Source organism: Massilia sp. BAP21, assembly GCF_057801335.1.
On sequence record NZ_CM173596.1, the window covers coordinates 653,293 to 678,863 of the forward strand.

The window sequence follows — 25,571 nt, forward strand, 5'->3', positions numbered from 1 at the left end:
CCGGAAAAGCCAAAATAAAACCAGCGGGTAAAGAAAACGGCGTTGCGCATGAGGGAATCCGAAAATGGTCGAATCGACTATAACGCCAATGCGTGAAGATTGGCAAGCCTTTTGTCCGTAGCGTAAACATCACTCCATTGACAAGCGGTTGCGACAAACGCACAGCCGCGCAAACGCCGGAATGACGTTTGAGAGATATCAGACGTGTCGTTGCCGGTGCTGCAAAAGTCAGGACAAGCCCCGGTTCAGCGGTGTTTGTCTTTATCGAGAATCAATTGCTGTGTGTTGATTGTCTGGGTGAAAGCAAACAAGCGCGACATGGACCGGAATTCCCACACGTTCTGGAGTCCGGACATGACTGAAACCCTGATATCCCGCGCCATTCGCCGCCTCTTTGCCGGCGGCGGCGCGGCCGGCCTGGTCCTGCTGGCGTTGCCCCTTGTGCAGGCGCAGGCACAGGCGCCGTTGCAAGAGCAGGCGCAGCGGCCCATCGCGCGCGTCGAAATCACCGGCAGTAACATCCGCCGCGCCGAAGCCGAAACCGCCTCGTCGGTGATCACCGTGAACCGCGCCGACATCGAGCGTTCCGGCAAGAGCACGGTGTCGGAACTGCTGCAGACCCTGGCGGTGGACAACCAGGGCTCGGTGCCGACCTCCTTCGGCAACGGCTTCGCGGCCGGCGCTTCCGGCATCTCGCTGCGCGGCCTGGGCACGGCCTCGACCCTGGTGCTGCTCAACGGCCGGCGCATGGCGCCCTATGGCCTGGCCGACGACGGCCAGAAGGTCTTCAGCGACCTGAACGTGATCCCCACCGACGCCGTCGACCGCATCGAGATCCTGAAGGACGGCGCCTCGGCCATCTACGGTTCCGACGCGATTGCCGGCGTGGTCAACATCATCCTGCGCCGCAACTTCACCGGCACCACGGTGCGCGGCCTGCTCGGCATCAGCGAGGAATGGGACGGCGAGGAGCAGAACTTCGCCATCACCCACGGCTTCGGCGACCCCGACAAGGACCGCTACAACGTGCTGCTGAACTTCGAGTTCAAGCGCAGCAACGACATCTGGCTGCGCGACCGTGGCAGCCGCGACCACATCGGCCGCGTCGATTTGCGCCGCTGGGGCTATTCGGCGCTCCAGAACCTCGGCGGCACCGGGGCCATCACCACCAACAACGCGGCCGGCAACGCCATCAACGGCAACGTGCGCAACCCGACCACCCTCGACTACTACAACCGCGGCAACCTCGACCCGGCCACCGGCTTCACCCGCTTCTTCCCTGGCGCGGCCTGCGGCAACTTCACCAACCACCCGCAGGGCGACCCCGGCGGCGGCTGCCTGATCGACTCGACCCTGGTCTACAACCAGATCCAGCCCGAGCAGGAAAACTACAGCCTGTTCGGGCGCGGCACCTACCGCCTCACGCCCACCATCGAGGGCTATGGCGAGGTCAATCTGTACAGCAGCAAGTCCTCGTCCTCGACCACACCGTCCACCGTCAGCGCCTCGGTCGGCTATCCGGGCGGCCCGGTCAGCAACGCCGCCTCGCTGCTCGGCGCGGCCCACCCCGATAATCCCTATTTCGGCACGGCCGCGCGCCTGCGCTACCTGGCCGGCGACGTCGGCCCGCGGGTGTCGAACATCGATTCCTTCTTCTCGCGCCTGCTGGCCGGCGTGAAGGGCGAAGTCGCCGGCTGGGACTACGATACCTCGATCCTGTTCTCGCGCAGCACCGTCACCAACGAACGCCATGGCCAGCTGCAGCGCGACGTCACCTTTGCCCTGCTCAATCCCGACGACACGGTGAACGTGGCCTCGGCCCTGGCCACCAGCCCGGCCTATGCGGCGCTGCCGCCCGGCACCTTCTGGCGCATCGGCGAAAACGCCGGCCTGAACGACCCGGCGGTGTATGCGGCGCTGTCGCCGATGATCCGCAATAGCGCCGAGACCAAGATCATCCAGGGCGACTTCAAGGCCACGCGCGAATTCGGGCAACTGGCCGGCGGGCCGATCGGCGTGGCCGTCGGCACCGAATGGCGGCGCGAGGAAACCGAACTCGGCCCGAGCACCGGCACCGAGCGCGGCAACGTGATCGGCCTCGGCTACTCGGCCTACCGCGGCGCGCGCAATGTGTTCGCGCTGTACGGCGAGGCGCTGGCGCCGGTGCTGCCCGGGGTCGAGGTCACCGGCGCGCTGCGCTTCGACGACTTCACCGACGTCGGCCGTTCCTGGACGCCGAAGGTCGGCGTGAAATGGACGCCCTCGCGCCAGTTCGCCCTGCGCGGCACCTTTGCCAAGGGCTTCCGCGCCCCGAGCGCGGCCGAGAACGGCGTCGGCGGCCTGGCCGCGTTCGCCACCGCCGAGGACCCGCTGCGCTGCGCCCTGGGCGTGACGGCGGCCTGCGACCCGGCGAATATCGCAGTGATCACCTCGCCCAACCCGGACCTGTCGCCGGAGCGCTCGCGCAGCTACAACATCGGCTTCATCTGGGACCCGCTGCCGCGCACCAGCATCTCGGTCGACTTCTGGAAGATCAAGCGCAAGAACGAGATCAACCAGGAGCTGACCGACGCCGCGATTGCCGCCGGCAACGTGGCGCGCGACCCGAGCACGGCCACCGGCATCCCGGGCGACCCGGGCGCCATCACGGCGGTGCTGGCGAACTACGTCAACTCGGCGCAAACGGAGGTGCGTGGCATCGACCTCGACGCCCGCCACACGCTGCGCCTGCCCGATGGCTGGGGCAACCTGCTGCTCGACGGCAAGCTGACCTACCTCGACGAATGGGTCCGTACCGAACAGGACGGCAGCTCGCGCGACTTCGCCGGCACCCACGGCAACTGCGACGTCACCAACTGCATCGGCACCCCGGACTACCGCGCCAACCTGCGTGCGACCTGGGACCGCGCCGACTGGCGCGTGTCGCTGAACGCCAACTACCGCGGGCCGATCGACAACGTGCTGTTCAAGGGCGACCCCGACGGCTGCGCCAGCCACTACGCCAACGGCGACGACGCGCCGCGCAACTGCGAACTGGCCTCCTTCACCACCTTCGACCTGGTGGTGCGCTGGAAGCCGCAGCCACAGTGGGAAGTGTTCGGCACCGTGGAAAACCTGTTCGACAAGGTGGCGCCGCTCGACCCGCTCACCTACGGCGCCCAGGCCTACAACCCGCTCGACTACCTGGGTGCGGTGGGACGCACCTTCTCGCTGGGAGCGCGCTACACGTTCTGAAGGTGGCTGAAGACGGGGGGGCGCAGCGGGGCCGGCAGCGGCAGGCCTGCCCCGCGCGCCCGTGTAGCCGATGCATGCGTTCCCTGTGGTGCGCATGCCACGGCTCCCGTCCTTGCCGCGGGTCCGGCTGGCGAATCGCCCGCCGCTTCCCGCCCCGTTTGACCGAAATCACATAAACCCGATAAAGCGGTGCAAGACTCGATTCCAGGCACCTCGGCACAACATGTGTTTATTCCTAAAAACAATTGTTTAGCAAGGAAAGACGATGTGGCGCAGCGAGGCGATCACGACACCATTCGGGAGCTGATCATGCACGAAACCATCCTGTCCCGCGCGCTGCGCCAGCTGTTCCGCGGCGCCGGCCTGGGCCTGCCCGCCTGCCTCTTCCTGTGCCTGCCCGCCGCGGCGCAGGAAGCGCAGCGCCCGCCCGAATCACCGGCCCTGCAGACGCAGCCGGCCGAACAATCCGCCGCCCAGCCGATCCAGCGCGTCGAAGTCACCGGCTCCTCGATCCGGCGCATCGCCGCCGAAAGCTCGCTGCCGATCACCACCATCCGCGCCGCCGACTTCGCCAAGCAGGGCCTGACCACGGTGCAGGAAGTGCTGAACACGATCCCGATGAACCAGACCTCGACGGTCGCCTCGTCCGCGGTCGGCTCCGGCACCGGCGGGCGCGCCGTGGCCGACCTGCGCGGCCTGGGCGGCGACAAGACCCTGGTGCTGCTGAACGGCCGGCGCCTGGCCAACCATCCCTACTTCGCCGACACGGTCGACCTGAACATCATCCCGGTGGCGGCGCTGGAACGGGTCGAGGTATTGCGCGACGGCGCCTCGGCCATCTACGGCACCGACGCCATCGGCGGCGTCATCAACTTCATTACCAAGCGCTCGGTCGAGGGCGGCGCCCTCACCTACGAGGGCTACGAGCCCTGGCGCCAGGGCGGCGGCAACGAGCAGCGCATCAATTTGTCGGGCGGCTGGGGCAACCTGGGGCGCGACGGCATCAGCATGTTCGGCGTGCTCGACTACCACCAGCAAAGCGCCCTGCGCGCCACCGAACGCGCCTTCTCGCGCACCGGCGTGCGGCCCGAGCGCGGCATGAACGAGGTCAGCGGCACGCCCTTCCCCGCCAACTTCTTTTCCGACCTTGGCGTGACCGGCAACCCCGGCTACGCCAGCGGCTGCCGTCCGCCGGATTCGCTGCCGGCGGCGGACGCCCCGGTCTGCGCATTCGACTACACCCAGTACAACGACAACATCCCGAAGACGCGCCAGCTCAGCGCCATGGGCAAGATCAACCGCCAGTTCACGCCCGAGCACCTGGGCAGCCTGGAATTCGTCTGGGGCCGCAGCACCAACGAGTCGCGCGTGGCGCCGCCGCCGATGTCGAACATCGGCATCGTCATGACCGCCGCCAGCCCCTATTACCCGGGTAACGGCGCGGTGCCGGCCTTCCCCGGCCTGAGCGGCGAAAACCTCGACATCAGCTGGCGCCCGGTGGAAAGCGGCCCGCGCAAGAACTACGACAGCAGCAGCACGGCGCGCCTGCAGGCCAGCCTCGAGGGAACGATTGCCGGCTGGGACTACAACACCGCCATCTCGCACTCGGTCGGGCGCGCGAAAAGCACCTTCCGCGGCGGCTACCTGGTGGACCAGCGCATCATCGACGGCGTGGGCGCCGGCATCCTGAACCCCTTCGGCCCGCAAAGCCCGGCCGGGGCCGACTACCTGAACAATTCCCTGCTGCTGGGCGAATACGTGCATGCGCGCATCAACAGCAGCGCCATCGACGGCCGCGTCAGCCGCGAGCTGATGACCCTGCCCGGCGGCGCGCTCGGCTTCGCCCTCGGAGCCGAGTTCCGGCGCGACCGCGCCAAGTATTTCGTCAACCGCGACCTGGCCGGGCAGGCCTCGAGTTCGGGCTATGCCGATGCCCAGAACCAGTCGGGCCAGCGCAGCATCTATGCCGTGTTCACCGAATTGAATGTGCCCGTTATCAAGGACCTGGAACTGAACTTCGCCGGCCGCTACGACCACTACAACGACGTCGGCGGCAGCTTCAACCCCAAGGTGTCGCTGCGCTGGCAGCCGACGCGCCAGCTGCTGGTGCGCGGTTCCTTCAACAAGGGCTTCCGCGCCCCGACCCTGTTCGACCTGTACGGGCCGCAATCGACCACCAACAGTTCCGACACCTACAACGACCCGGTGCTGTGCCCGAACGGCGTGCCGGTGGCGGGCGCCAACCCGAACGTCGTCTGCGGCCAGCAGCAGGACATCCGCCAGGGCGGCAACCCCGACCTCAGCCCGGAACGCTCGCGCACCTACAGCGCCGGCGTGGTGTTCGAGCCGGTGCGTGCGCTGACCGTGTCGCTCGACTACTGGAACATCAAGCTGAAGGACCAGATCAGCGCCCTGGCCGAGCAGACCATCTTCTCCAACTACCCGCGCTACCAGAACCTGTTCGTCTACAACGCGGCCGGCACCAGCCTCGACTACGTGCTCGACATCACCGACAACCTGGGCGAAGTGCGCACCCGCGGCCTCGACCTGTCGCTGCTGTACCGCATGCCGCGCAGCCCGGTCGGCAACCTCAGCGTCAGCCTCGACGGCACCTACGTCAACAAGTACGAATACCAGAACGAGCGCGGCGGCCCCTTTACCCAGAACGCCGGCCGCTACGCCGACGCTTCCCCGGTCTTCCGCTGGCGCCACAACCTGCTGTTCACCCTGGTCCGGGGCGACTACACCTTCAACCTGTCGAACCGCTACATGTCGCACTACGAGGACCAGAACACGGCGGTGGCGCCCGAGTTCTTCAACAAGGTCGGCCATTACTCGACCTGGTCGGTGTCGGCCACCTTCACCGGCAATCCGAAGTTCGAGTTCACGGCCGGGGTCAAGAACCTGTTCGACGAGACGCCGCCGTTCACCAACCAGGTGACCAACTTCCAGCTGGGCTACGACCCGCGCTACACGGACCCGTTAGGAATTACCCCTTATATGCGCCTGACGTACAAATTTTAATGACGCGGTATAACCGGGGCACGTTCGGGCCTCCCGCCCGATCGTGCCCAACACGACGTGATCGTTTCCGGTTTTGGCCTGATGCACGCTGATATTGCCTGCTCCGATCTGCCCTGATCGGCAACCCGGCTTCGTCACCCGACACGCTCATGGCTGGCATGTCACGGCGTGGCCATGCTTTGCCTGCCTATCTGCGTATGCAATCGGCGCGGCAGCATTCCCCAGCACTGTTTATCCCCTATTTGCCTGCAGACTGTGGGATACATGCTGCGCAGTCACGTATTGATTTAAATCAAGTTCTGCCTTTCAACACCACGCAACAATTACCTCTTCGGTCCACGCAATCCCGTTCGCTTTGATGCATGAGACAACGTCGGTCTCCATATGCTATCCCTCGGTACGTCATGGCCGCGGAGTAAGTCATAACGGGAACACGTAACCGGAAGCTGCTCTTTCAGAGGGCATTTACTTCACATTTCTATTCGGAGCCGAAAAATGGCAATTGATGTTCACCTGCAGATTGACGGTATCAAAGGCGAATCCCAAGACGATAAACACAAAGACTGGATCGAACTGACCTCTGCCGAGTGGGGCGTCATCCAGCCCAGATCTGCTACCGCATCGACGGCAGGCGGGCATACGGCAGAGCGTTGTGAGTTACGAAGCATATCGGTCACCAAGCTCGCTGACCTGTCGTCGCCCATACTGATGCAAACTTGTGCTGCCGGAAAAACCTTACCAAAAGCGAGACTCGAGTTCATGCGTGCAGACGGTCAGGGAGCGCGCATCAAGTACTACGAAGTCGAACTGGAAAACGTTCTTATCGGGAGCATTAATCAGGCAGCACATGAGGGCGGCATCCTGCAAGACTCTCTGGGCTTGAAGTTTTCGAAGGTAAGGTGGAAATATACGCAGCAAAAAATTTCCGGAGGTGCAGGAGGCAATACGGCTGGTGGCTGGGATGCGGCGACAAACAGGATCGCGTGAAGGAGCCATCATGCTCATGATTCAACCTAAAGATACGCGCGGTTTCTTCATGTTGCCGCAAGCCCCGCAGGATGCTGGATATTATGTTTACGGCACCCCAGGGAAAGGAGCTGGTCAATATGCCCATCCAGCGATGATGACTGTTCTGCTCTATGTCGAGCGTGAATGGCAGACGGGTGACCACAGAAAATTCGGCATTGGAAACATCAGCCTGGCCGGTGGCAAGGTTTTCGAGCCACACGATAGTCATCAAGACGGCCTCCAGGTCGATGTCCGGCCGTTGCGGATCGATGGCAATCATGTTCCGGTAAAGTATTTCCAGTCCGGCTATGACAAGGCTGCAACGACGAGGTTAATCAGCATTTTTCAATCCCATCCAATGATCAAGAAAGTATTTTTCAATGACAGTTCGATACCTGGCGTACGGCCCATGACCAGCCATGACGATCATTTCCATGTCGAATTGAAGATAACGACCAAATGAAAAATACAGCGTTGATTGTTGCAGCCACCATTCTGGTGTCGATCGTTTGTTCCATCAGCGCAGCCGAGTGGCCTGCGCCGTATCGGCAATTCAATGGCAAATACGCGATCTATTCAGGAGAACTGGGGGATCAACAAGCGCCGACGCGTACCGAAACCAAGGTGTCGTTCATCGTGGACGGACAGTCTGCGAAAGAGCTGTTCGATGCGATGTATCCCGATGACAAAGAAACCTGTGGAGGCGAAGGCGCTCGCGCCCGTACGAAAGGCAATGTTTGGTGTACTTACCACCCGGGACGAGGCTACAAGTGTTATTTCGGTTTCGATCTCAAGACGGGCAAGAGTATCGGTGGTGGCATCTGCTGACGATGTATCGCAAGCACAGGGAAACTGCCTGCCTCGGGAAGCGCCTGTATCCAGTGAGCTGTCATGCTTCTGAATGAAGAACGGCCCGGTCGAACAGTCGACCGGGCCGTCAAGATCTTGCCTCGGCTTTACGCCGTATTCAAACGTATCAGGCCGTCCCGCCCACCGTCACGCCATCGATACGCAGGGTCGGCTGGCCCACGCCCACCGGCACGCTCTGGCCTTCCTTGCCGCACACGCCCACGCCCGAGTCCAGGCGCATGTCGTTGCCGATCATGGAGATGCGGTTCATCACGTCCGGGCCGTTGCCGATCAGGGTCGCGCCCTTCACCGGGTAGGTGACCTTGCCGTCCTCGATCATGTAGGCTTCGCTGGCCGAGAACACGAACTTGCCGTTGGTGATGTCGACCTGGCCGCCGCCGAAGTTCACCGCGTACAGGCCGTTTTTCACCGAGGCCAGGATTTCGCCCGGGTCCTTGTCGCCGCCCAGCATGTAGGTGTTGGTCATGCGCGGCATCGGCAGGTGGGCGAAGGATTCGCGGCGCGCGTTGCCGGTGACCGGCATTTTCATCAGGCGCGCGTTCATGGTGTCCTGGATATAACCCTTCAGGATGCCGTCCTCGATCAGCGTGGTGCACTGGGTCGGATTGCCCTCGTCGTCCATGTTCAGCGAGCCGCGGCGGTCCTTCAGGGTGCCGTCGTCGACCACGGTCACGCCCTTGGCGGCCACGCGCTGGCCGATCATGCCGGCATACGAAGACGAACCCTTGCGGTTGAAGTCGCCTTCCAGGCCATGGCCGACGGCTTCGTGCAGCAGCACGCCGGGCCAGCCCGGTCCGAGCACGATGGTCATCGGGCCGGCCGGGGCCGGGCGCGCGTCGAGGTTCACCAGGGCCGCTTTCACGGCTTCGTCGGCATAGCGTTCCAGGATTTCGTCGTCGAAGTAGCCGTAGTCGAAGCGCCCGCCGCCGCCCGAGGAACCGGTTTCGCGGCGGCCGTTCTGCTCGGCGATCACGGTCACCGACACGCGCACCAGCGGACGGATGTCGGCCGCCAGCACGCCGTCGCTGCGCACCACCAGGACCACGTCGTATTCGCCGGCCAGGCCTGCCATCACCTGCACCACGCGCGGATCCTTCTTGCGCGCCATCTTTTCCACGCGCTCAAGCAGTTTCACCTTGGCGGTGGCGTCGAGCGAGGCCAGCGGGTCGTTCGGCAGGTAGAGCGAACGGCCGCCGGTCGGCTGGGCCATCGAGGCCACCTTCACGCGGCCAGCGCCGGCGCGCGCAATGGTGCGCGTGGCCGCCGCCGCGTCCAGCAGGGCGGACTCGGAAATCTCGTCGGAATAGGAAAAGGCGGTCTTCTCGCCGGAGATGGCGCGCACGCCCACACCCTGGTCGATCGAGAAGCTGCCGGTCTTGACGATGCCCTCTTCCAGGCTCCAGCCCTCGCTCTTGGTGAACTGGAAATACAGGTCGGCATAGTCGACCTTGTGGGTGAACATCGTTCCCAGCGTGCGCAGCAGCTTGGCTTCGTCGAGGCCGAAAGGCGTCAGCAGCACGTCGCGCGCCACGGCCAGGGAGGAAAGATTCGGTTCGAATGGGATCATTTTGCGTCTGTTTCTCGTGTGGATTGGGGCATTGTGCCATATCCGCCGGGTTTGCATCGGCGTGCCGCGGCACCCGAAGCGGGGCCGTGGCGGCGGCATTCACACCATTACAGTTTGCGGTGGCGCAGCGCCGGCAGGCTCTCGCGCACGCCGGCAAGAAAAGCCGGGTCGAGCTCGCCCACCACCACGCCCTCGCCTTCGCGCAGCACCGCCTTGACTTCGCCCCAGGGGTCGACCAGCATGCTGTGGCCGAAGGTGCGGCGGCCGTTTTCGTGGGTCCCGCCCTGGGCCGAGGCCAGCACGTAGCACTGGTTCTCGATGGCGCGGGCGCGCAGCAGCACTTCCCAGTGCGCACTCCCGGTGGTGTGGGTGAATGCGGCCGGCACCACGATCAACGCGCATTCGCCCATCGCCCGGTACAGCTCGGGAAAGCGCAGGTCGTAGCAGACCGACAGGCCGACGCGCCCGAACGGCGCCTCGAAACTGCCCACCGCCTGCCCCGGCACGATGGTGCGCGCCTCGTCGTAGGATTCGCTGCCCTTGGTGAAGCCGAACAGGTGGATCTTGTCGTAGCGGCTGATTTCCTGCCCTTGCGGATCGTAGACCAGGGTGGTGTTCATGACCTTGCCGGCATCACCCGATACCAGCGGCAGCGTGCCGCCGATCAGCCAGATGCCGTGCTCGCGCGCCAGCTGCGCCATGCATTCCTGGATCGGCCCGCTGCCCGGCTGCTCGGCCCGGGCGACCTTGTCGGCATCGCTCATGCCCATGATCGGCCAGTACTCGGGCAGGGTCACGAGAGTGGCCCCACCGGCGGCAGCTTCGCCGACCAGGCGGCGGGCGGTGGCAAGGTTGTGCGCCACGTCGGGCGTGGACACCATCTGGACTGCGGCTACGCGGGCTTGCATGTCGCTTTTCATGTCACTCCTCTCAGGTCACTCTTTTCTTGCGGTGGGCGAGCGTGGCCGCTCCGGCGGGCGGTCCGGCGGATTGTCGATCTTGGTAATCGTCGGCGATTTCCACGGTCCTGTCACCTGCATCTGGTAAGTCAGGGCCTTCATCACCGGCGCGCGCAGGAACAATTGCGCCAGGTAAGAGCCGAGGCCGATCACCGGGTTCACGGCCAGGCCATACACCAGCGGCCCGGTGCCGAGATTGAACTCCGGAATCACCACCACGCGCAGGTTGGTCGATTCGTTGGCGATGTCGGCCGTGCCGTCCATCAGCACCGTCGCCGCCACGCCGTGCATCTTGAGGTTCTCGGTGCGCACCACGCCCTTCGAGATCATGGCGTTGGCCGTGATGCCGTCGAACGCCAGGCCTTCCGAGAACACGTCGTGGAAGTCGAGTTTCAGCAGGCGCGGCAGGGCCTGCAGGCTGAGCACGCCGAGCAGCTTGGCCGCGCCCGGGTCCTGCTTCAGGAACTGGCCGCCGCCCACGTTCATCTCGATCTGGCCCGACAGCGAAGGAATGTCCAGCGCATACGGCAAGCCGTTCCAAGACAGATCGCCGGAGATCTTGCCCTTGCCTCGCCTCAGGGTTTCCGGGAAGCCGAGCCGGTCGAGCAGGCGCCCGGCATCCAGGATGTCGAGGGTAAAGTTCATGCCGGTATTGCTCTTGCCGTCCTTGGTCAGCCAGCGCCCGGTGGCGCGCAGCTGGCCGTCGGGATTGGCCAGGCTGAGACGGTCGATGCGCCATTCCTTGCCGGCCAGCGCAGGCACGTTGCTCGCCTGCAGGTCCAGGCGCCCGAACTGCTTGTTGAACAGTTCGAAGCGCTCGGCCACGATGTCGAGCGCAGGGATGCTGGCCGCGCCGGTATTCGATTCGAGCAGGTCCTTGACCTCGGCCGCCGCCGATTCGGGAATGTCGAGGAAGGCCAGGCGTGCCGTGACCTTGCCCACGCCCCCTTGCTGCTCGCTCCAGCTGAGGTAGCCGGAGGCCTGGCGCGACTGCAGATTCGCCAGCCAGACATTGCCGCGGTGGGTGGCGCCGACCACCACGTCGGCCATGCGGCGGTCGGCCACGAAGAGTTCGGTGGCGCGCGCGGCGATCGTGGTCGGCACCACGTATTGCGAGAAATTCGGCCCCGAAGCGCCTGGCGTGCCGCCCTCGACTTCGCCGTCGCCGGCAATCGCGCGCGCCGCCGCCAGCCAGGCGTCGACGTTCACCGACTTCATGTCGACATTGATCATCATGCCTTCGTCAGGCTGGGGCGCCGGCACGTTGACGCCGATGCCGCCGCGTTCCACGATCCAGGGTGCGCGCGGCTGGTGGCTGCGCTGGTAGCGCGCAAAGACGGTGTTCCCGAGCGACAGGCGCAGCTGGTCGCGGCCCACGCCCTCGACGGTCGGCTCGCCCTCGAGCACGAAGCGCAGCGGCAGCGCCGTGTCCTGCGCCTTGTTCAGCGGCGCCGGGAATTCCAGGCCCAGCCCGGCCAGTTCGGATTCCACCGTCACGTTCAGGCGATGGTCACGCACGCCGATCATGCCGCTGTAGCGGGTACTGCCCGACAGGCGCGTGGCCAGGCGCGCCACCGCCGGCGCCGGCGCACTGCGGCGCATGCCGTCGGCCGACAGGGTGCCGGCCAGGCGGATCGCGATCGCGCCATCCTTCTGGCTGCCGCCGGACAAGGCCAGCGGCCCGCCCAGGAAGCTGGCGCCGACTCCGTTCAGGTTGAAGCCGCGCTCGTTGAACTCGACCTTGCCCAGCGCCGCCTGCAGCGGCGGCAAGTCGGGAAGCAGGTTGACGTCGTTGTTCTGCAGCTGCAGGGCCCCTTGCACCCTGGTTTCGTGGAGGTCGGCCAGCGGCATCTGCAGTTTGAGGCTGAGGCCGGCATTGCCGGTGCCGCGCGTGTCTTCGGTGAAGTGGCCGATCCAGCCCAGCACCGGACTGGCCGCCACGTAGCCGAGGAAGCCCTGCAGCGGCCCGCTGGCGCTGCCGTCGATGTCGAGCACGGAATCGTGGGAACCGAGGTTCGGGATCACGGCGCGCACGTTGCGCAAGTCGAGGCCGAAGCTGCGCAGGGTGTCGCCGCGGATTTCCATGCGGTCGCGCTCGAACACGATGCTGCCGTTGATGGCCTCGGCCAGCGGCCAAGCCGGCTTGTTGTCCGGCGTGCGGTGGCCCGGGGCGTATTCGAGCACGGCACCGGCCAGGCGCCCGGCCACCCGGAATTCGCCGCGCGCGCGCTCGGCTGCGTTCTCGGCACGGAAAGGAAATTGCGACAAGTCGCCGCGCAGGCGCAGGCGCACGTCTTCCAGCATGCCGCCCTGCAGGGCCGAGCCCAGCCACTCGCGCAGGTGTTCCGGCGTGGCGTTCGGCAGGAAGCGGCCGACCTCGGCAATGCGGAAGCCCTCCAGGCTGCCGCTGAAGTCGGCCACGCCGGGGCCGTGACCGGGCCCGAGCGGCAGCTGGTGGCGCCCGGACAGATTGCCGCGCAAGCTGCCTTGCGCAAAGGCCAGCTTGTCCACTTCCACCAGCAATTGTTCTTGCGGCTCATAGCGCCAGCGCGCCTGCAGCGCCAGGCTGTCGAGCGGCATCGCCGGTTCCGCGAACCAGGCCGGCATGCGCAGCGCCAGGTCGGTCGAGTCCACGCTGATGCTGCCGCCGTCCTGGGTGGCGTCGATGCTGCCCGTCAGGTTGTCGACGCCCGGCAGGGCCGGCCTTGCTGTACCTGCACCTGCACCTGCGCCCCCGTCCACGGCCGGCCTGGCCGCCTGCGGCTGCAGGCCCAGGCCCGCCACCCTGCCCTTCACGCGGTAGCCGGCCAGTTGCGGGTAGCGGCCGTCCCAGGAAGCGGAAAAGTCGAGCAGCTGGCCGCGTGGGGCGAAATCGGCCAGTGTCTGGCGCTGCAGGTCCGAGAGCGGCAGCTGCGCCGCCAACTGGGCCAGGGCCGCCAGGTCGACCTGGCTGGCCTCGACCGCGACCCGCTGCGGCTTGCCGGCGCGCGCAGGCGTAAAGGTTTCGCTGACGGTGGCGGGCGGCAGCACGCGGCCGTCGTCCAGGGCCATCGTGAAATTTTCGATGGCCACCGTGTGGCCGTTGGCGCCGAAGCTCGGCTTGCCTTCGGTGTCGGGCAGCAGTTCCTCGTGCGCCGAGAGCCGGCCCGACACCCGCGCCAGGCGCAGCGGCGGCAGTTCCGGCGCCATGCGCGCGGCCACCCCGGCCAGGGCCAGGTCGGCGGTGAAGCCCGCCAGGCGCGCACGGTCGAGCTGCATCCAGGCGCGCAGCGAGCCCTTGCCCTGGCTCAGCTGGAAGGGGTAATCGATGTATTGCTTCCAGGCCGCCAGGTCGGCTTCGCGCAGGTCGGCATACAGCTCGCCCTTCCAGCGCGCGATGTCCGAGGCGCGTCCGCCGAAGCGCGGATGGGTGAAGCGCGCGCGCACGTCGAGCGGGCGCGCCAGCGCGCTGGGTGGCGTGGCCTTCAGGGCGACGCGGTGGGTGCGCCAGCGGTTCTGCAGCACCAGCGAGACGTCGCGCAAGTCCAGCGGCGCGGCGCCGCGCAGGCCGTCGGTCCAGGTGACCTGCCCTTCGCGGATCACGATCTCGCGCTGGCGGAACACCCAGTCGCCGCCGGCGCCGCCCTTGTCATCCTTGGGGTCGATGCGCACCCCGGCCACGTGGAACACGCCGTCGCCGGCGCGCCGCACGTCCAGCTGCGGGCGGATCAGTTCCAGGGTCTCGAAACGGGGTTCGGCGGCAAACACGCTCCACCAGGAAAAGGTGGCCGAGACCGACGGCAGGGCCAGCACCTGGCGCCCGGCGCCGTCCTTCAGGGTGACATCGCCCAGGAACAGCGAGGGATGCAGACCGCTCCAGGAAGCATAGATGCGGGAGATGGCGACCTGGTTGCCGAGCGCGCGGCTGGCCAGGCGCTCGATGTCGCCCTTGTACATATCGATATTCGGCAGGATCGCGTAGCGCAGCGCCAGGAACAGAATACCCAGCCCGAAGTACACCGCCAGCACCAGCTTGATGGTGAACCCGAGCACATGATGCGAGGCCAGGTTGGCATACCGGTAGGCGGCACGCAGCCGCCGCCAGCGCTCGGCCAGCGGCGAATGGTCCTGAGACGCCTCGGGCGCCTGCGGTTCCGGGTTGTGCATCAAAGTGCTCAAAGGCTCGCCGTAGGTTGTTTCTTCAATATCAGAGCGCTTGCTAGGTTCGCGGCGTCTACCTTACCATCGGGCATGCGAAAAAATCGCCATGGCCGCGTTGCATCGTCTCGCCGTACCCATGTACTGTCTTCGACTCTGCGTCGGTGGGCCGCAGCCCTTGCCCTGGCGTTATTTTTGCCTGCCCTTCGTGCTGACCCTGGCAGCACGGCGGGCAATTCTACCGCAAGCACGCCTCCCGGAACGCTTTTACTCATGTGCAGGACTGCCCGATGACCACCCCGATGCCAACCATTGCCGCCGCCTGCGCCTCGCGCTGGTACCAACGCTGGACCGACGCCGCGCCCGACCGTCCCGAGCGCGTCGGCAAACTGGCCCAATTATCGCTGGCCCGGCCGGATTTCGGCGCGTTATTGGACACTGAGCTGGCGGCCGGCATTCCCCTGCCGCGCGCCATGCGCCGCCTGCGCAATCTCTTGCTGGCAGGCTTGATCCGGCGCGACCTGGAAGGCCTGGCCGACCTCGACGAAGTCGTCACCGCCATGACCGGCCTGGCCGACTTCGCGATCCGCACCCATGTGCAGGACCTGATGGCCGAGCAGGTGGCGGCCCACGGCATGCCGATCGGCGCCGAATCCGGGCGCCCCCAGGAGCTGATGGTATTGGCCATGGGCAAGCAAGGCGGCGGCGAACTCAACGTGTCATCGGACATCGACCTGATCTTCGTGTACCCGGAAGACGGCGAGACCGCCGCGGGACCGGGCCAGCGCGCGCTGTCGAACCACGAATTCTTCGTGCGCCTGGGCCGCAAGCTGATCGGCGCGCTGTCGGAAGTGATCGAGGACGGCTTTACCTTCCGGGTCGACATGGCGCTGCGCCCGAACGGCAAGTCCGGGCCGCTGGCGGCCAGCCTGAACATGGTGGAAGAGTACCTGATCGTCCAGGGCCGCGAATGGGAACGCTATGCCTGGGTCAAGGCGCGCGCCGTCACCGGCGTCGAGGAAGACATCGCGGCCCTGGACGCCATCGTGCGGCCCTTCGTGTTCCGGCGCTACCTCGACTTCGGCGTGATCGACGCGATCCGCAACATGCACGCCCAGATCCGCGCCGAAGTCAAACGCCAGGAACGCCTGCACCCGGACCGCAGCAACAACGTCAAGCTGGGGCGCGGCGGCATCCGGGAAATCGAATTCCTGGCCCAGGTGTTTCAACTGATCCGCGGCGGGCGCGACCCGGCCCTGCGCGAACGCTCCACGCGCCAGACCCTGCGCCTGCTGGCCGAGCGCGAGCTGATGCCGCGCGCCACCGTCGAACGCCTGCTGGAAGCGTATACCTTCCTGCGCAACCTGGAACACCGGCTGCAATACCTGGACGACGCCCAGACCCATACCCTGCCCCCGCTCAACGCGGACCGCGAAGTCGTGGCGCACATGATGGGCCTGCCCGACGTGCCGGCCCTGCTCGCGCGCCTGGAAGAACAGCGTGCCTTCGTGGCTGCCGAGTTCGACGACATGTTCGCCGACAAGAGCGCCGCGCCCGACGAGGAACGCGCCGAACTGGAAGCGATCGCGGCCGACCCCGAGCAGGTCGGCGCGATCGAGGCCCACCTGGCGGCGCTCGGCTTCAACGACCCGGCCGACGGCGCGCGGCGCCTGGTGGCGACCTGGCAGGCGCCGCGCCTGCAAAGCCTGCCCGACGCCAGCCGCGCGCGTTTATTGTCGCTGGTGAACCTGGCCCTGCCCCAGGTCGCGGCGACCGTCAAGGAAAGCGGGGTCGGCAGCCATGGCGCGACCCTCGGCCGCCTGCTCGACTTCCTGGAAGCGGTGGCGCGCCGCTCGGCCTACCTGTCGCTGCTGAGCGAATACCCGCACACGCTCGAGCGCGTGATCCGCATGATGCATGCGAGCGGCTGGGCCGCCACCTTCCTGACCCAGCACCCGATCCTGCTCGACGAGCTGCTCGACGACCGCGGCGGCATCGACGACCCGGCGCAAGTTGCGGCCAGCCTCGACGCGCGCCTGCAGGAAGCCGAAGGCGACACCGAGCGCCAGCTCGACATCCTGCGCGAAACCCACCATGCCCAGCAGTTCCGCCTGCTGGCCCTGGACCTGGCCGGCGAACTCTCGGTCGAGCGCCTGGCCGACCATCTGTCGGCGCTGGCCGACGTGGTGGTGGCGGCCACCGTGCGCTGGGCCTGGAAGACGGTGGCCTCGCGCCACATCGAGGAGCCGCGCTTCGCCGTCATCGCCTACGGCAAGCTGGGCGGCAAGGAACTGGGCTATGTGTCCGACCTCGACGTGATCTTCCTGTTCGACGACGAGGACGACATGGCGCCCTCGAACTACGCCAGGCTGGCCCAGCGCTTCATTACCTGGATGACGGCGCACACCCCGGCCGGCATCCTGTTCGACATCGACACCGCCCTGCGCCCGGACGGCGCCAGCGGCATGCTGGTCAGTTCGGTGGCGGCCTTCGAGCGCTACCAGCGCCAGTCGGCCTGGGTCTGGGAGCACCAGGCCCTGACGCGCGCGCGTTTCTGCGCCGGCGACGCCGCCATCGGGGCGCGTTTCGAGGCGATCCGGGACGAGGTGCTGCGCCAGGACCGGACGGGCCGCGAGGCCGAGCTGAAGGACGAGGTGCTCAAGATGCGGCGCCGCATGCGCGACGCCAGCCCGAACCGCACGCCGCTGTTCGACCTAAAGCAGGATGCGGGCGGGATGATCGACATCGAGTTCATGGTCCAGTACCTGGTGCTGCGCCATGCAGCAAATTACCCGGAATTGACGGCAAATCTCGGCAATATCGCCTTGCTCCGGATTGCCGGCGAACTCAGCCTGATCGATCCCGCTCTCGCTGGCAGCGTTGGCGACGCTTATCGCCTGATGCGCAGGCTGCAGCACAAGCGCCGTTTGCAAGGTCAGGAAGCCCGTGTCGAGCATGCTCAGGTTGCCGAACAAGCAAAAAATGTCTTGCATCTTTGGCAAATTCTCTTCGTGTAAATATGCGGCACTGCAACATGACGCCGATCTTCCTTATTATTCATTTGTATGCACTGAAATGTAGCATTCTGCGCCACTCCTTGGTGCATATATGCATGCGTGCAGTGCAGCAATTTCTTTCAAAATAAATTAACCACACGAAATAAAATTTTGTGTTGTTTTTGTGTCGAAATGTTTCCTTCGATGATTGACACTCCAAGAACAAAAATGGTCTTATGTACAAATCTTGCCGCCAGTCAAACCTAGAAACGGAAAGTGTGGTAGCTGTTTTTTGCCGCATTCAAGCCGGCTTTCTGGCGCGCTCGATCATGTAGTGCAGTAGACGAAAGATTGAAAATAATTCTCTGGAGAGTCCATGCATCAACGTAAAAAAATCGCGGTAGCCGTTACCCTGGCTGTGAGCGCGATGTCTGCCTTTGCCCAAACCACGGCAACCACGACCACCACCGCTGAACCATCGCTGCAACGCGTGGAAGTGACCGGCTCGCGTATCCGCGCGGTCGATCTGGCAACTGCCCAGCCTGTCCAGGTCATGACCCAGGAACAGATCCAGAAGAGCGGCCTGGTGACCGTTGGCGACATCCTGAACACCCTGTCCTCGTCGGGTAGCCCGGCCTTCTCGAAAGGCGCCGTGCTGACCTCGAACCGCGAGATGGGCGGCCAGTTCCTCGATATGCGCAACCTGGGTTCCAACCGCCTGCTGGTTCTGGTGGACGGCAAGCGCTGGACCCAGTCGATCGGCGGCTACACCGACATGTCGACCATCCCGTCGTCGATGGTCGAGCGCATGGAAATCCTGAAAGATGGCGCTTCCGCGATCTACGGCTCGGACGCGATCGCCGGCGTGGTCAACATCATTTTGAAACGCAACATGGAAGGCGGCGAGTTCAGCGGCTACATGGGCCGCAACGAGGAAGGCGACGGCCGCACCCAGGACTGGAACATTTCGTACGGCGTGGTCGGCGACAAGGGTTCGATGATGTTCGGCCTGTCGCACTCGAAGCAGGGCGCCGTCTGGGCCCGCGACCGTGAAATCACCAGCTACGGTTATGGTCCGAATCACCCGACCGACAACCTCGGCGTCGGCCCATGGGGCCGCATCGCCGGCGTCAACCCAACGAACGGCAATGCGACCACGGCCGGCGGCGTCAACTACATCCTGAACCACACCGGCAGCTACGACGGCGTCGGCGTCGGCGCCGACGCGCGCAACATCGCCAACTACCATACCTACAGCGGCTCGAAAGTCGACGATCTCTACAACGCGACCCAGGACATGCAGTTCCAGGCGCCGAACGAGCTGACCTCGATCTTCACCAAGGGCATTCTGAACCTGACGAACGACATGCGCTTCACCACCACCGCGATGTTCGCTCAGCGTAACGCGAACACCACGGTGGCCGGCTACGGTATCAACAGCCGTTCGCAAGTCAACAACCCGGTCTACATCAGCCGCAACAGCTACTACAACCCGCTCGGCGCCTCGGTCGTCGGCGCAGCTGCCGCCCAGGACCTGTTCTTCTATCGCCGCGTGATCGAGAACCCGCGCAGCACCGACAACAAGAACAAGACCGTCCACATCGACGCCGCCCTGGAAGGCAGCGTGAACCTGGTCGGCACGGCTTGGGACTGGAGCGTAGGCTACAACCACAGCTCGGTTTCCGGCACCACCGCCAGCTCGGGTAACATCAACCTGGTGAACCTGGCCAAGGCCCTCGGCCCATCCTACCTGGGCGCCGACGGCGTCGTGCGTTGCGGCACCGGCCCGACCGCCACCATCGCCGGTTGCGTACCGTTCAACATTCTGGGCGGCCCGAACGCGGCCACGCCGGAAGCGCTGGAATACATCAACCACCGCGGCGGCGGCAGCTACGGCAGCACCGTCAATAGCGCGACCGCCGACATCAGCGGCACCGTGCTGAACCTGCCGGCAGGCGGCCTCGGCTTCGCAGCCGGCCTGGAACACCGCGAAGTGCGCGGCTACGACAAACCGGACTCGCTTGAGCAGCTGGGCCTGACCACCAACCTGGCAGCCCTCACCACCGTCGGCAAGTACACCGTCAAGGAAGCCTACGCCGAACTGCAAGTCCCGGTCCTGAAAGACTTGCCGTTCGTGCAGTCGCTGAACCTGAACCTGGCCAGCCGCTACTCGGACTACAGCAACTTCGGCGACACCACCAACAGCAAGCTCAGCCTGACCTGGAAACCGATCAACGACCTGCTGGTGCGCGGCACCTGGGCTGAAGGCTTCCGTGCTCCGGCGCTGGGCGACACCTTCGGCGGCGGCTCGCAGACCTTCGATACCTACCTCGACCCTTGCGACAGCCAGTTTGGCCGTGCAGCGCGCGATGCAACCATCGCACAACGCTGTGCCGCCGATGGCGTACCGGCAAACTTCCGCCAGAAGAACCAGGCTGGCGCCAACGTTCCTGCGGGCGGCGGCCAGACTCCTGTGGCATTCAACAGCGGCGTCGGCAACGACACCCTGACCCCGGAAACGGCAAAGACCAAGACCGTCGGCTTCGTCTACAACCCGTCGTTCGTGAACGGCCTGTCGATCGCGGTCGATTACTTCGACATCGAAGTCAAGAACCGCGTCTCGGCCATCAGCACCGCCTACACCCTGACCCAGTGCTACGTCGAAAACGTGCAGCAGTTCTGCGACAACTTCTCGCGTGACGCCACCGGCCAGATCACCCAGCTGAACCGCGGTAATACGAACATGGGTTCGCTGTCGACCAAGGGCTTCGACCTGGAGCTGAACTATCGCTTCCCACGTACCCAGTACGGCCAGTTCGCCTTCCGCAGCCAGACCTCGTACGTCGACGAGTACAACACCCAGTCGACCAACGACGCCGAAGTGCTGAACTACGCAGGCGAGTACCCGCTGTACCGCGTGAAGTCGAACGCCAGCCTGGACTGGAACCTGGGCAACTGGAGCGCGACCCTGGGCGCCCGCTACTTCAGCCCGGTCAAATCGACCGGCTGGGATTGCGATCCGGAAGCACCGATCGAGTGCAACAACCCGACTGGCCAGAGCACCGGCTTCGACGGCTACAACAAGCTGGGTTCGCAGATCTTCACCGACCTGAGCGTTGGCTACAAGACCGCCTGGAACGGCAAGATCATGGTGGGCATCAACAACATCTTCGAAAAGGGTCCACGCGTGAACTACGACGCTGGCGCTTCGTCGGCTCCTGTTGATGCAGACCTGCCGCTCGACCGCTTCGTCTGGATCCGCTACAACCAGTCGTTCTAATAGACTGGATCCCAGCCCGCGCAAGCGGGCTGGTCCCGACAATGCCCGCTTCGGCGGGCATTTTTCGTTAACGCCTGGCCGTGACCGCGTCAAGCATCATTTGCCTTCATATCACTTTGTAGTTACGCGACTTTGCAACAAGCTCAAGTTAGTAACTTCACACTGTTGACAGCGCCGCCCTCAAGTGATTCCATTGTCGCGTTGCAACATGTGCCACTTATTGGTGCGCGCTGCTTCGTAACAAAAGCAAGAGTGCTCGCACCAGGTGCGGGCATCCGATACCTCTGAGGAGTAACAAGAAATGATGGAAACAATTTTGTCGCGATCGATTCGTCTGATCTGCATGGGCGGCCTCGCTGTCACCGTCAGCGCAGCGTACGCGCAGGAAATGCAGACCCAGGCAGGCCAGAATCAGAGCGGCGCTGTTCAGCAGCAGGCCGCCGCGGCAACCGAGGCGCAAGCGCCAGCCATGCAGCGCATCGAAGTGACCGGTTCGCGCATCCGCTCGCCGAATGCCGACTCGCCATCGCCACTGCAGGTGCTGTCGGCAGCCGACATCGCCGCATCGGGCGCTACCAACCTGCAGCAGGTGCTGCTGAACAACCCGACCATGGGCAGCCCGGCAATCAGCCGTACCAACTCGGCTTTCCAGACCGCCAGCGTCGGCGTCGCCACCGTCGATTTGCGTAACCTGGGCACCTCGCGTACCCTGGTCCTGGTCAACGGCCGCCGCTTCGTCTCGGGTATCCCGGGCGAATCCGCAGTCGACCTGAACTCCATCCCGACCGATTTCATCGAACGCGTCGAACTCCTGACCGGCGGCGCCTCGGCAGCCTACGGCTCCGACGCAGTGGCCGGCGTGGTCAACATCATCACCAAACGCGAATTCCAGGGCTTGATGCTGGACGCCCAGATGGGCGAGAGCTCGAAGAACGACGACAAGAAGCGCAAGTTCTCGGCAACCTTCGGCACCAGCAACGACAACGGCTTCCTGATGGGTCACCTGGGCTACTCGCGCGAGGGCCAGGTGTGGTCGAAAGACCGTGCACGCTCGGCGGTCGACCAGCAGGCCGACGGCGTCAGCGGCGTCATCCGTCCGTTCTACTCGAGCTATGCGCCACAAGGCCATTTCTACTCTGACACCAACGACTTTACCTACGACCGCAACGGCAACATCGCCCCGTGGAACACCAACGGTACGAATGGCGGCCAGGCTACCGGCTTCAACCGTAACGAGTTCCGTTCGATCGCCGTACCGGTCGAGCGCTACCTGTTCGCCACCAACGGCGAGCTGAAGCTCAACGAGAAGACCCGCGCCTTCATGGAAGGCACCTATGCATCGTCGCACGTCTCCACCACGATCGAACCGTTCGGCCTCGCCGCGGAGGACATCTTCCCGACGACCGGCCAGGTGCCGGCCGGCTCCCTGGTCAACGGCGTCCTGGTCCGCAACCCGCTGGTTCCGCAGTACCTGCACGACCGCATCAGCGACAACGACGGCGACGGCATCCCGGACTACTACTTCACCCGCCGCCTGTCGGAAGTGGGCACCCGCGGCAGCACCGCGGAGCGCGACACCTTCCGCTTCGTGACCGGCATCAAGGGCGAATTCGACGCCTGGAAGACCTGGAACTATGAAGTCTACGGCGGCTATGGCCAGACCAAGGAAGCCCAGCAGTCGACCGGCCAGGTCAATGTCCTGAACTTCGCCAACGCGCTGCAGGCCATCCCTGGCCAGAACGGCGGCGCCCCGGTGTGCGCCAGCGCCGACGCACGTGCGCAGGGTTGCGTGCCGATCAATATCTTCGGCTTTAACACGATCTCGCCGGAAGCGCTGAAGTACGTGACCGCACCAGGCTCGCTGCTGACCCGCACCACGCAGAAAATGGCGGGCGGCCAGATCAACGGCGAAGTCTGGGACCTGCCGGCCGGCCCGCTGGGCGTGGCGGCAGGCTTCGAATGGCGCAAGGAATTCTCGAGCGCCGTGCCGGATGCACTGACTCAGGCTGGCCTGAACGCCGGCAATGCAACTCCGCCGACCTCGGGTGAATTCAGCGTCAAGGAAATCTTCCTCGAATCGCGCGTGCCGCTGCTGAAGGACGCGCCGTTCGTCAAGCAACTGGACTTCCTTGGCGCCTTCCGCCACGGCGATTACTCGTCGGTCGGCAGCACCAACAGCTGGAATGCCGGTGTCGAATGGCAAGTCGTCAACGACGTGAAACTGCGCGGCACCCGTTCGCTTTCGACCCGCGCGCCGAACATCAACGAACTGTACCAGGCGCCTAGCCAGGACTTCCCGTCCGGCCTGATCGATCCTTGCCTGGGCGTGACCGGCACCTCGAACGGCCAGTACGACGCACTGTGCCGCGCCAACGCCGGCGTGGCAGCGAACATCGCCGCCAACGGTGCGTTCACCCTGAACCAGTCCGACATCCAGGGTGTCAGTGGCTACAACCGCGGCAACCCGGACCTTCAGGCGGAAAAAGGCCGTTCGACCACCATCGGCGTCGTCTGGACCCCGCGTTCGATCGACGTGCTGAAGCGCTTCACCTTCACGGCTGACTACTTCAACATCAAGATCGCCGACGCCATCCTGTCGACCGGACGCCAGTACGCGCTGCAGAGCTGCTACAACGGCACCAACCCGGCAATGTGCTCGTTCATCACCCGCCGCCCGACCGCCACCGGCAGCAACAGCGCCGGCTCGCTGGACCTGGTCGACACCGCCGTGTCGAACACCGGCGGCTTCACGACCGAAGGTATCGACCTGACCGCGTCGTGGAACGACCGCGTCGGCCCGGGCCGCCTGTCGAGCAAGGTGTCCTACACCTACGTGAAGCAAGGCTGGGTCAAGCAGACCCCGGATGCCGACCGCGATCCGTTCGCAGGCGAAATCGGTGCGCCGAAGAACAAGGCAATGTTCGACCTCGGCTACAAGTGGAACCAGTTCAGCATCAGCGGTACCGCGACCTACATCGGCCGCTCGGCGCTCGACGACCAGTTCCTGGCCGGTCTCGACATGGCTCCGAACTCGGTCAAGTTTGGCTCGCGTACCTACACCGACCTGCAGGCATCGTACGAACTGATGAAGGGCACCGAGCTGTACTTTGGCCTGAACAACGCGTTCGACACCAAGCCGCCAGCGATCATTTCGGGCCTGCCGGGTAGCGATACCGGCGCCGAAACCGCCGCCGGCACCTACGATCCGATCGGCCGCCGCTGGTACGCCGGCATTCGCGTCAAGCTCTGATTCTTCCCTTTTCGGGATAGTAAAGCGCCGGGTTCGCCCGGCGCTTTTTTTATGTGCGGCGCTCTTCGCAGGCCCACCCGGTTATCATAGGCGGATGCCGGCACGATGGCTCGGCGATCTCACTATCAAACACATGGCAATCAAATTCAAGAACGACAAGGACATCGCGAAAATGCGCGTCGCCGGCCGCATGGCCGCCGAGGTGCTGGAAATGATCAAGGAATACGTCGCTCCCGGCGTCTCCACCGAGGAACTCGACCGGCGCTGCAACGAATACATCCGCAAGGTGCAGAAGGCGACGCCGGCGAACGTCGGCTACCACGGCTTCCCGAAGACCCTGTGCACCTCGGTCAACGGCGTGGTCTGCCACGGCATCCCGAGCGAGAAGGAAATCCTGCAGGACGGCGACATCGTCAACATCGACGTCACCGTGATCAAGGACGGCTGGCACGGCGACACCAGCCGCATGTACTATGCCGGCACCCCGAGTCCTGAGGCGAAGCGCCTGGTCGACACCACCTTCGAGTGCATGATGGCGGGCATTCGCACCGTGCGTCCGGGTTCGCGCCTGGGCGACGTCGGCCACGCAATCCAGAAAATGGCCGAAGCCGCCGGCTATTCGGTGGTGCGCGACTATTGCGGCCACGGCATCGGCCGCGTCTACCACGAAGACCCGCAGGTGCTGCACTACGGCCGCCCGAACACCGGCCTGCTGCTGAAGGAAGGCATGACTTTCACGGTCGAGCCGATGATCAACATCGGCGGCGAGGAAGTCGACCAGCTCGACGACGGCTGGACCGTGGTCACGGCCGACGGCTCGCTGTCGGCCCAGTGGGAACACATGATCGCCGTCACCGCGAACGGTTTCGAGATCCTGACGCCCTGGCCGAAGGGCTGAGTTCGCAGGCAGGAGGAACGAATACAAAAAGCCCGCCGGTTCACACCGGCGGGCTTTTTTTTCGGGCTTGCCTGCCGGGTCTTGTACGAGTCCGTGCAGGTCAAGCACAGCGTGGTCGACAGCGAACCGATTCGCCTGGTCGCTTGCGCAGGCGCGCTTCGATGTCATGCCGCGGTTGTCCCTACTACACGCACAGTAATCTGCCAAGAAAGGCAAGCAGCAAAATAAAAAACGCCTTCAAGGGCGTTTCGTTTTGCTGCATTGCGCAAATGATCCATATTGCATTGCGATGACAAAGTTAATCTATATGCAATTTTTTGAGTGAATTCTGTTGTTTTTAGGATATAA

At 64.8% G+C, this 25,571-nt stretch carries 12 protein-coding genes; 9 read left to right on the forward strand and 3 right to left on the reverse strand.

Annotation, left to right across the window (positions count from 1 at the left end; translation table 11 throughout):
- The first annotated feature begins 354 nt into the window (after positions 1–354).
- From ACWYRN_RS02865 to ACWYRN_RS02885, 5 genes are all read left to right on the forward strand, one after another.
- Complete coding sequence (locus ACWYRN_RS02865; protein WP_488691037.1) at positions 355–3,234, forward strand: TonB-dependent receptor; 2,880 nt, start codon at positions 355–357, stop codon at positions 3,232–3,234.
- 309 nt (positions 3,235–3,543) lie between these two features.
- Positions 3,544–6,258: a TonB-dependent receptor gene (locus tag ACWYRN_RS02870; RefSeq protein WP_488691038.1), complete on the forward strand. Its 2,715-nt coding sequence runs from the start codon at positions 3,544–3,546 to the stop codon at positions 6,256–6,258.
- A 495-nt stretch (positions 6,259–6,753) separates the two neighbouring features.
- Entirely contained in the window at positions 6,754–7,245 is a 492-nt protein-coding gene (locus tag ACWYRN_RS02875; RefSeq protein WP_488691039.1) for an Hcp family type VI secretion system effector, read from the forward strand.
- A gap of 10 nt (positions 7,246–7,255) precedes the next feature.
- Complete coding sequence (locus ACWYRN_RS02880) at positions 7,256–7,729, forward strand: penicillin-insensitive murein endopeptidase (protein ID WP_488691040.1); 474 nt, start codon at positions 7,256–7,258, stop codon at positions 7,727–7,729.
- Positions 7,726–8,094, forward strand: coding sequence for a hypothetical protein (locus ACWYRN_RS02885; RefSeq protein ID WP_488691041.1), 369 nt, complete (start codon positions 7,726–7,728; stop codon positions 8,092–8,094). Before ACWYRN_RS02880 ends, ACWYRN_RS02885 begins: the two co-directional genes overlap by 4 nt.
- A gap of 148 nt (positions 8,095–8,242) precedes the next feature.
- Here the strand turns inward: ACWYRN_RS02885 and tldD are convergent, their stop codons facing one another.
- The 3 genes from tldD to ACWYRN_RS02900 all read right to left on the reverse strand — a co-directional run bounded on the left by tldD (position 8,243) and on the right by ACWYRN_RS02900 (position 14,820).
- Entirely contained in the window at positions 8,243–9,703 is a 1,461-nt protein-coding gene (tldD, locus tag ACWYRN_RS02890) for a metalloprotease TldD (protein WP_488691042.1), read from the reverse strand.
- Positions 9,704–9,810: 107 nt separating this feature from the next.
- Complete coding sequence (locus ACWYRN_RS02895; RefSeq protein WP_488691043.1) at positions 9,811–10,611, reverse strand: carbon-nitrogen hydrolase family protein; 801 nt, start codon at positions 10,609–10,611, stop codon at positions 9,811–9,813.
- 27 nt (positions 10,612–10,638) lie between these two features.
- A complete protein-coding gene (locus ACWYRN_RS02900; RefSeq protein ID WP_488691044.1) occupies positions 10,639–14,820 on the reverse strand; it encodes a YhdP family protein in 4,182 nt (1,393 codons plus the stop codon).
- 269 nt (positions 14,821–15,089) lie between these two features.
- Between ACWYRN_RS02900 and glnE the strand changes: the two genes are divergently transcribed.
- From glnE to map, 4 genes are all read left to right on the forward strand, one after another.
- On the forward strand, positions 15,090–17,816 hold the full coding sequence (gene glnE / locus ACWYRN_RS02905; protein WP_488691045.1) for a bifunctional [glutamate--ammonia ligase]-adenylyl-L-tyrosine phosphorylase/[glutamate--ammonia-ligase] adenylyltransferase: 2,727 nt from the start codon (positions 15,090–15,092) through the stop codon (positions 17,814–17,816).
- A 355-nt stretch (positions 17,817–18,171) separates the two neighbouring features.
- Positions 18,172–21,075, forward strand: coding sequence for a TonB-dependent receptor domain-containing protein (locus tag ACWYRN_RS02910; RefSeq protein ID WP_488691046.1), 2,904 nt, complete (start codon positions 18,172–18,174; stop codon positions 21,073–21,075).
- A gap of 316 nt (positions 21,076–21,391) precedes the next feature.
- On the forward strand, positions 21,392–24,325 hold the full coding sequence (locus ACWYRN_RS02915; RefSeq protein ID WP_488691047.1) for a TonB-dependent receptor domain-containing protein: 2,934 nt from the start codon (positions 21,392–21,394) through the stop codon (positions 24,323–24,325).
- Positions 24,326–24,458: 133 nt separating this feature from the next.
- Positions 24,459–25,223 carry a type I methionyl aminopeptidase gene (gene map, locus ACWYRN_RS02920; protein ID WP_488691048.1) on the forward strand — a complete coding sequence of 255 codons (765 nt, stop codon included), beginning with the start codon at positions 24,459–24,461 and terminating at the stop codon, positions 25,221–25,223.
- The last annotated feature ends 348 nt before the right edge of the window (positions 25,224–25,571 follow it).

Bases quoted from the DNA above. Each gene is read 5' to 3' on its own strand.
- ACWYRN_RS02865 (WP_488691037.1), top strand. From the start codon at position 355: ATGACTGAAACCCTGATATCCCGCGCCATTCGCCGCCTCTTTGCCGGC.
- ACWYRN_RS02870 (WP_488691038.1), top strand. From the start codon at position 3,544: ATGCACGAAACCATCCTGTCCCGCGCGCTGCGCCAGCTGTTCCGCGGC.
- ACWYRN_RS02875 (WP_488691039.1), top strand. From the start codon at position 6,754: ATGGCAATTGATGTTCACCTGCAGATTGACGGTATCAAAGGCGAATCC.
- ACWYRN_RS02880 (WP_488691040.1), top strand. From the start codon at position 7,256: ATGCTCATGATTCAACCTAAAGATACGCGCGGTTTCTTCATGTTGCCG.
- ACWYRN_RS02885 (WP_488691041.1), top strand. From the start codon at position 7,726: ATGAAAAATACAGCGTTGATTGTTGCAGCCACCATTCTGGTGTCGATC.
- tldD (WP_488691042.1), bottom strand. From the start codon at position 9,703: ATGATCCCATTCGAACCGAATCTTTCCTCCCTGGCCGTGGCGCGCGAC.
- ACWYRN_RS02895 (WP_488691043.1), bottom strand. From the start codon at position 10,611: ATGCAAGCCCGCGTAGCCGCAGTCCAGATGGTGTCCACGCCCGACGTG.
- glnE (WP_488691045.1), top strand. From the start codon at position 15,090: ATGACCACCCCGATGCCAACCATTGCCGCCGCCTGCGCCTCGCGCTGG.
- ACWYRN_RS02910 (WP_488691046.1), top strand. From the start codon at position 18,172: ATGCATCAACGTAAAAAAATCGCGGTAGCCGTTACCCTGGCTGTGAGC.
- map (WP_488691048.1), top strand. From the start codon at position 24,459: ATGGCAATCAAATTCAAGAACGACAAGGACATCGCGAAAATGCGCGTC.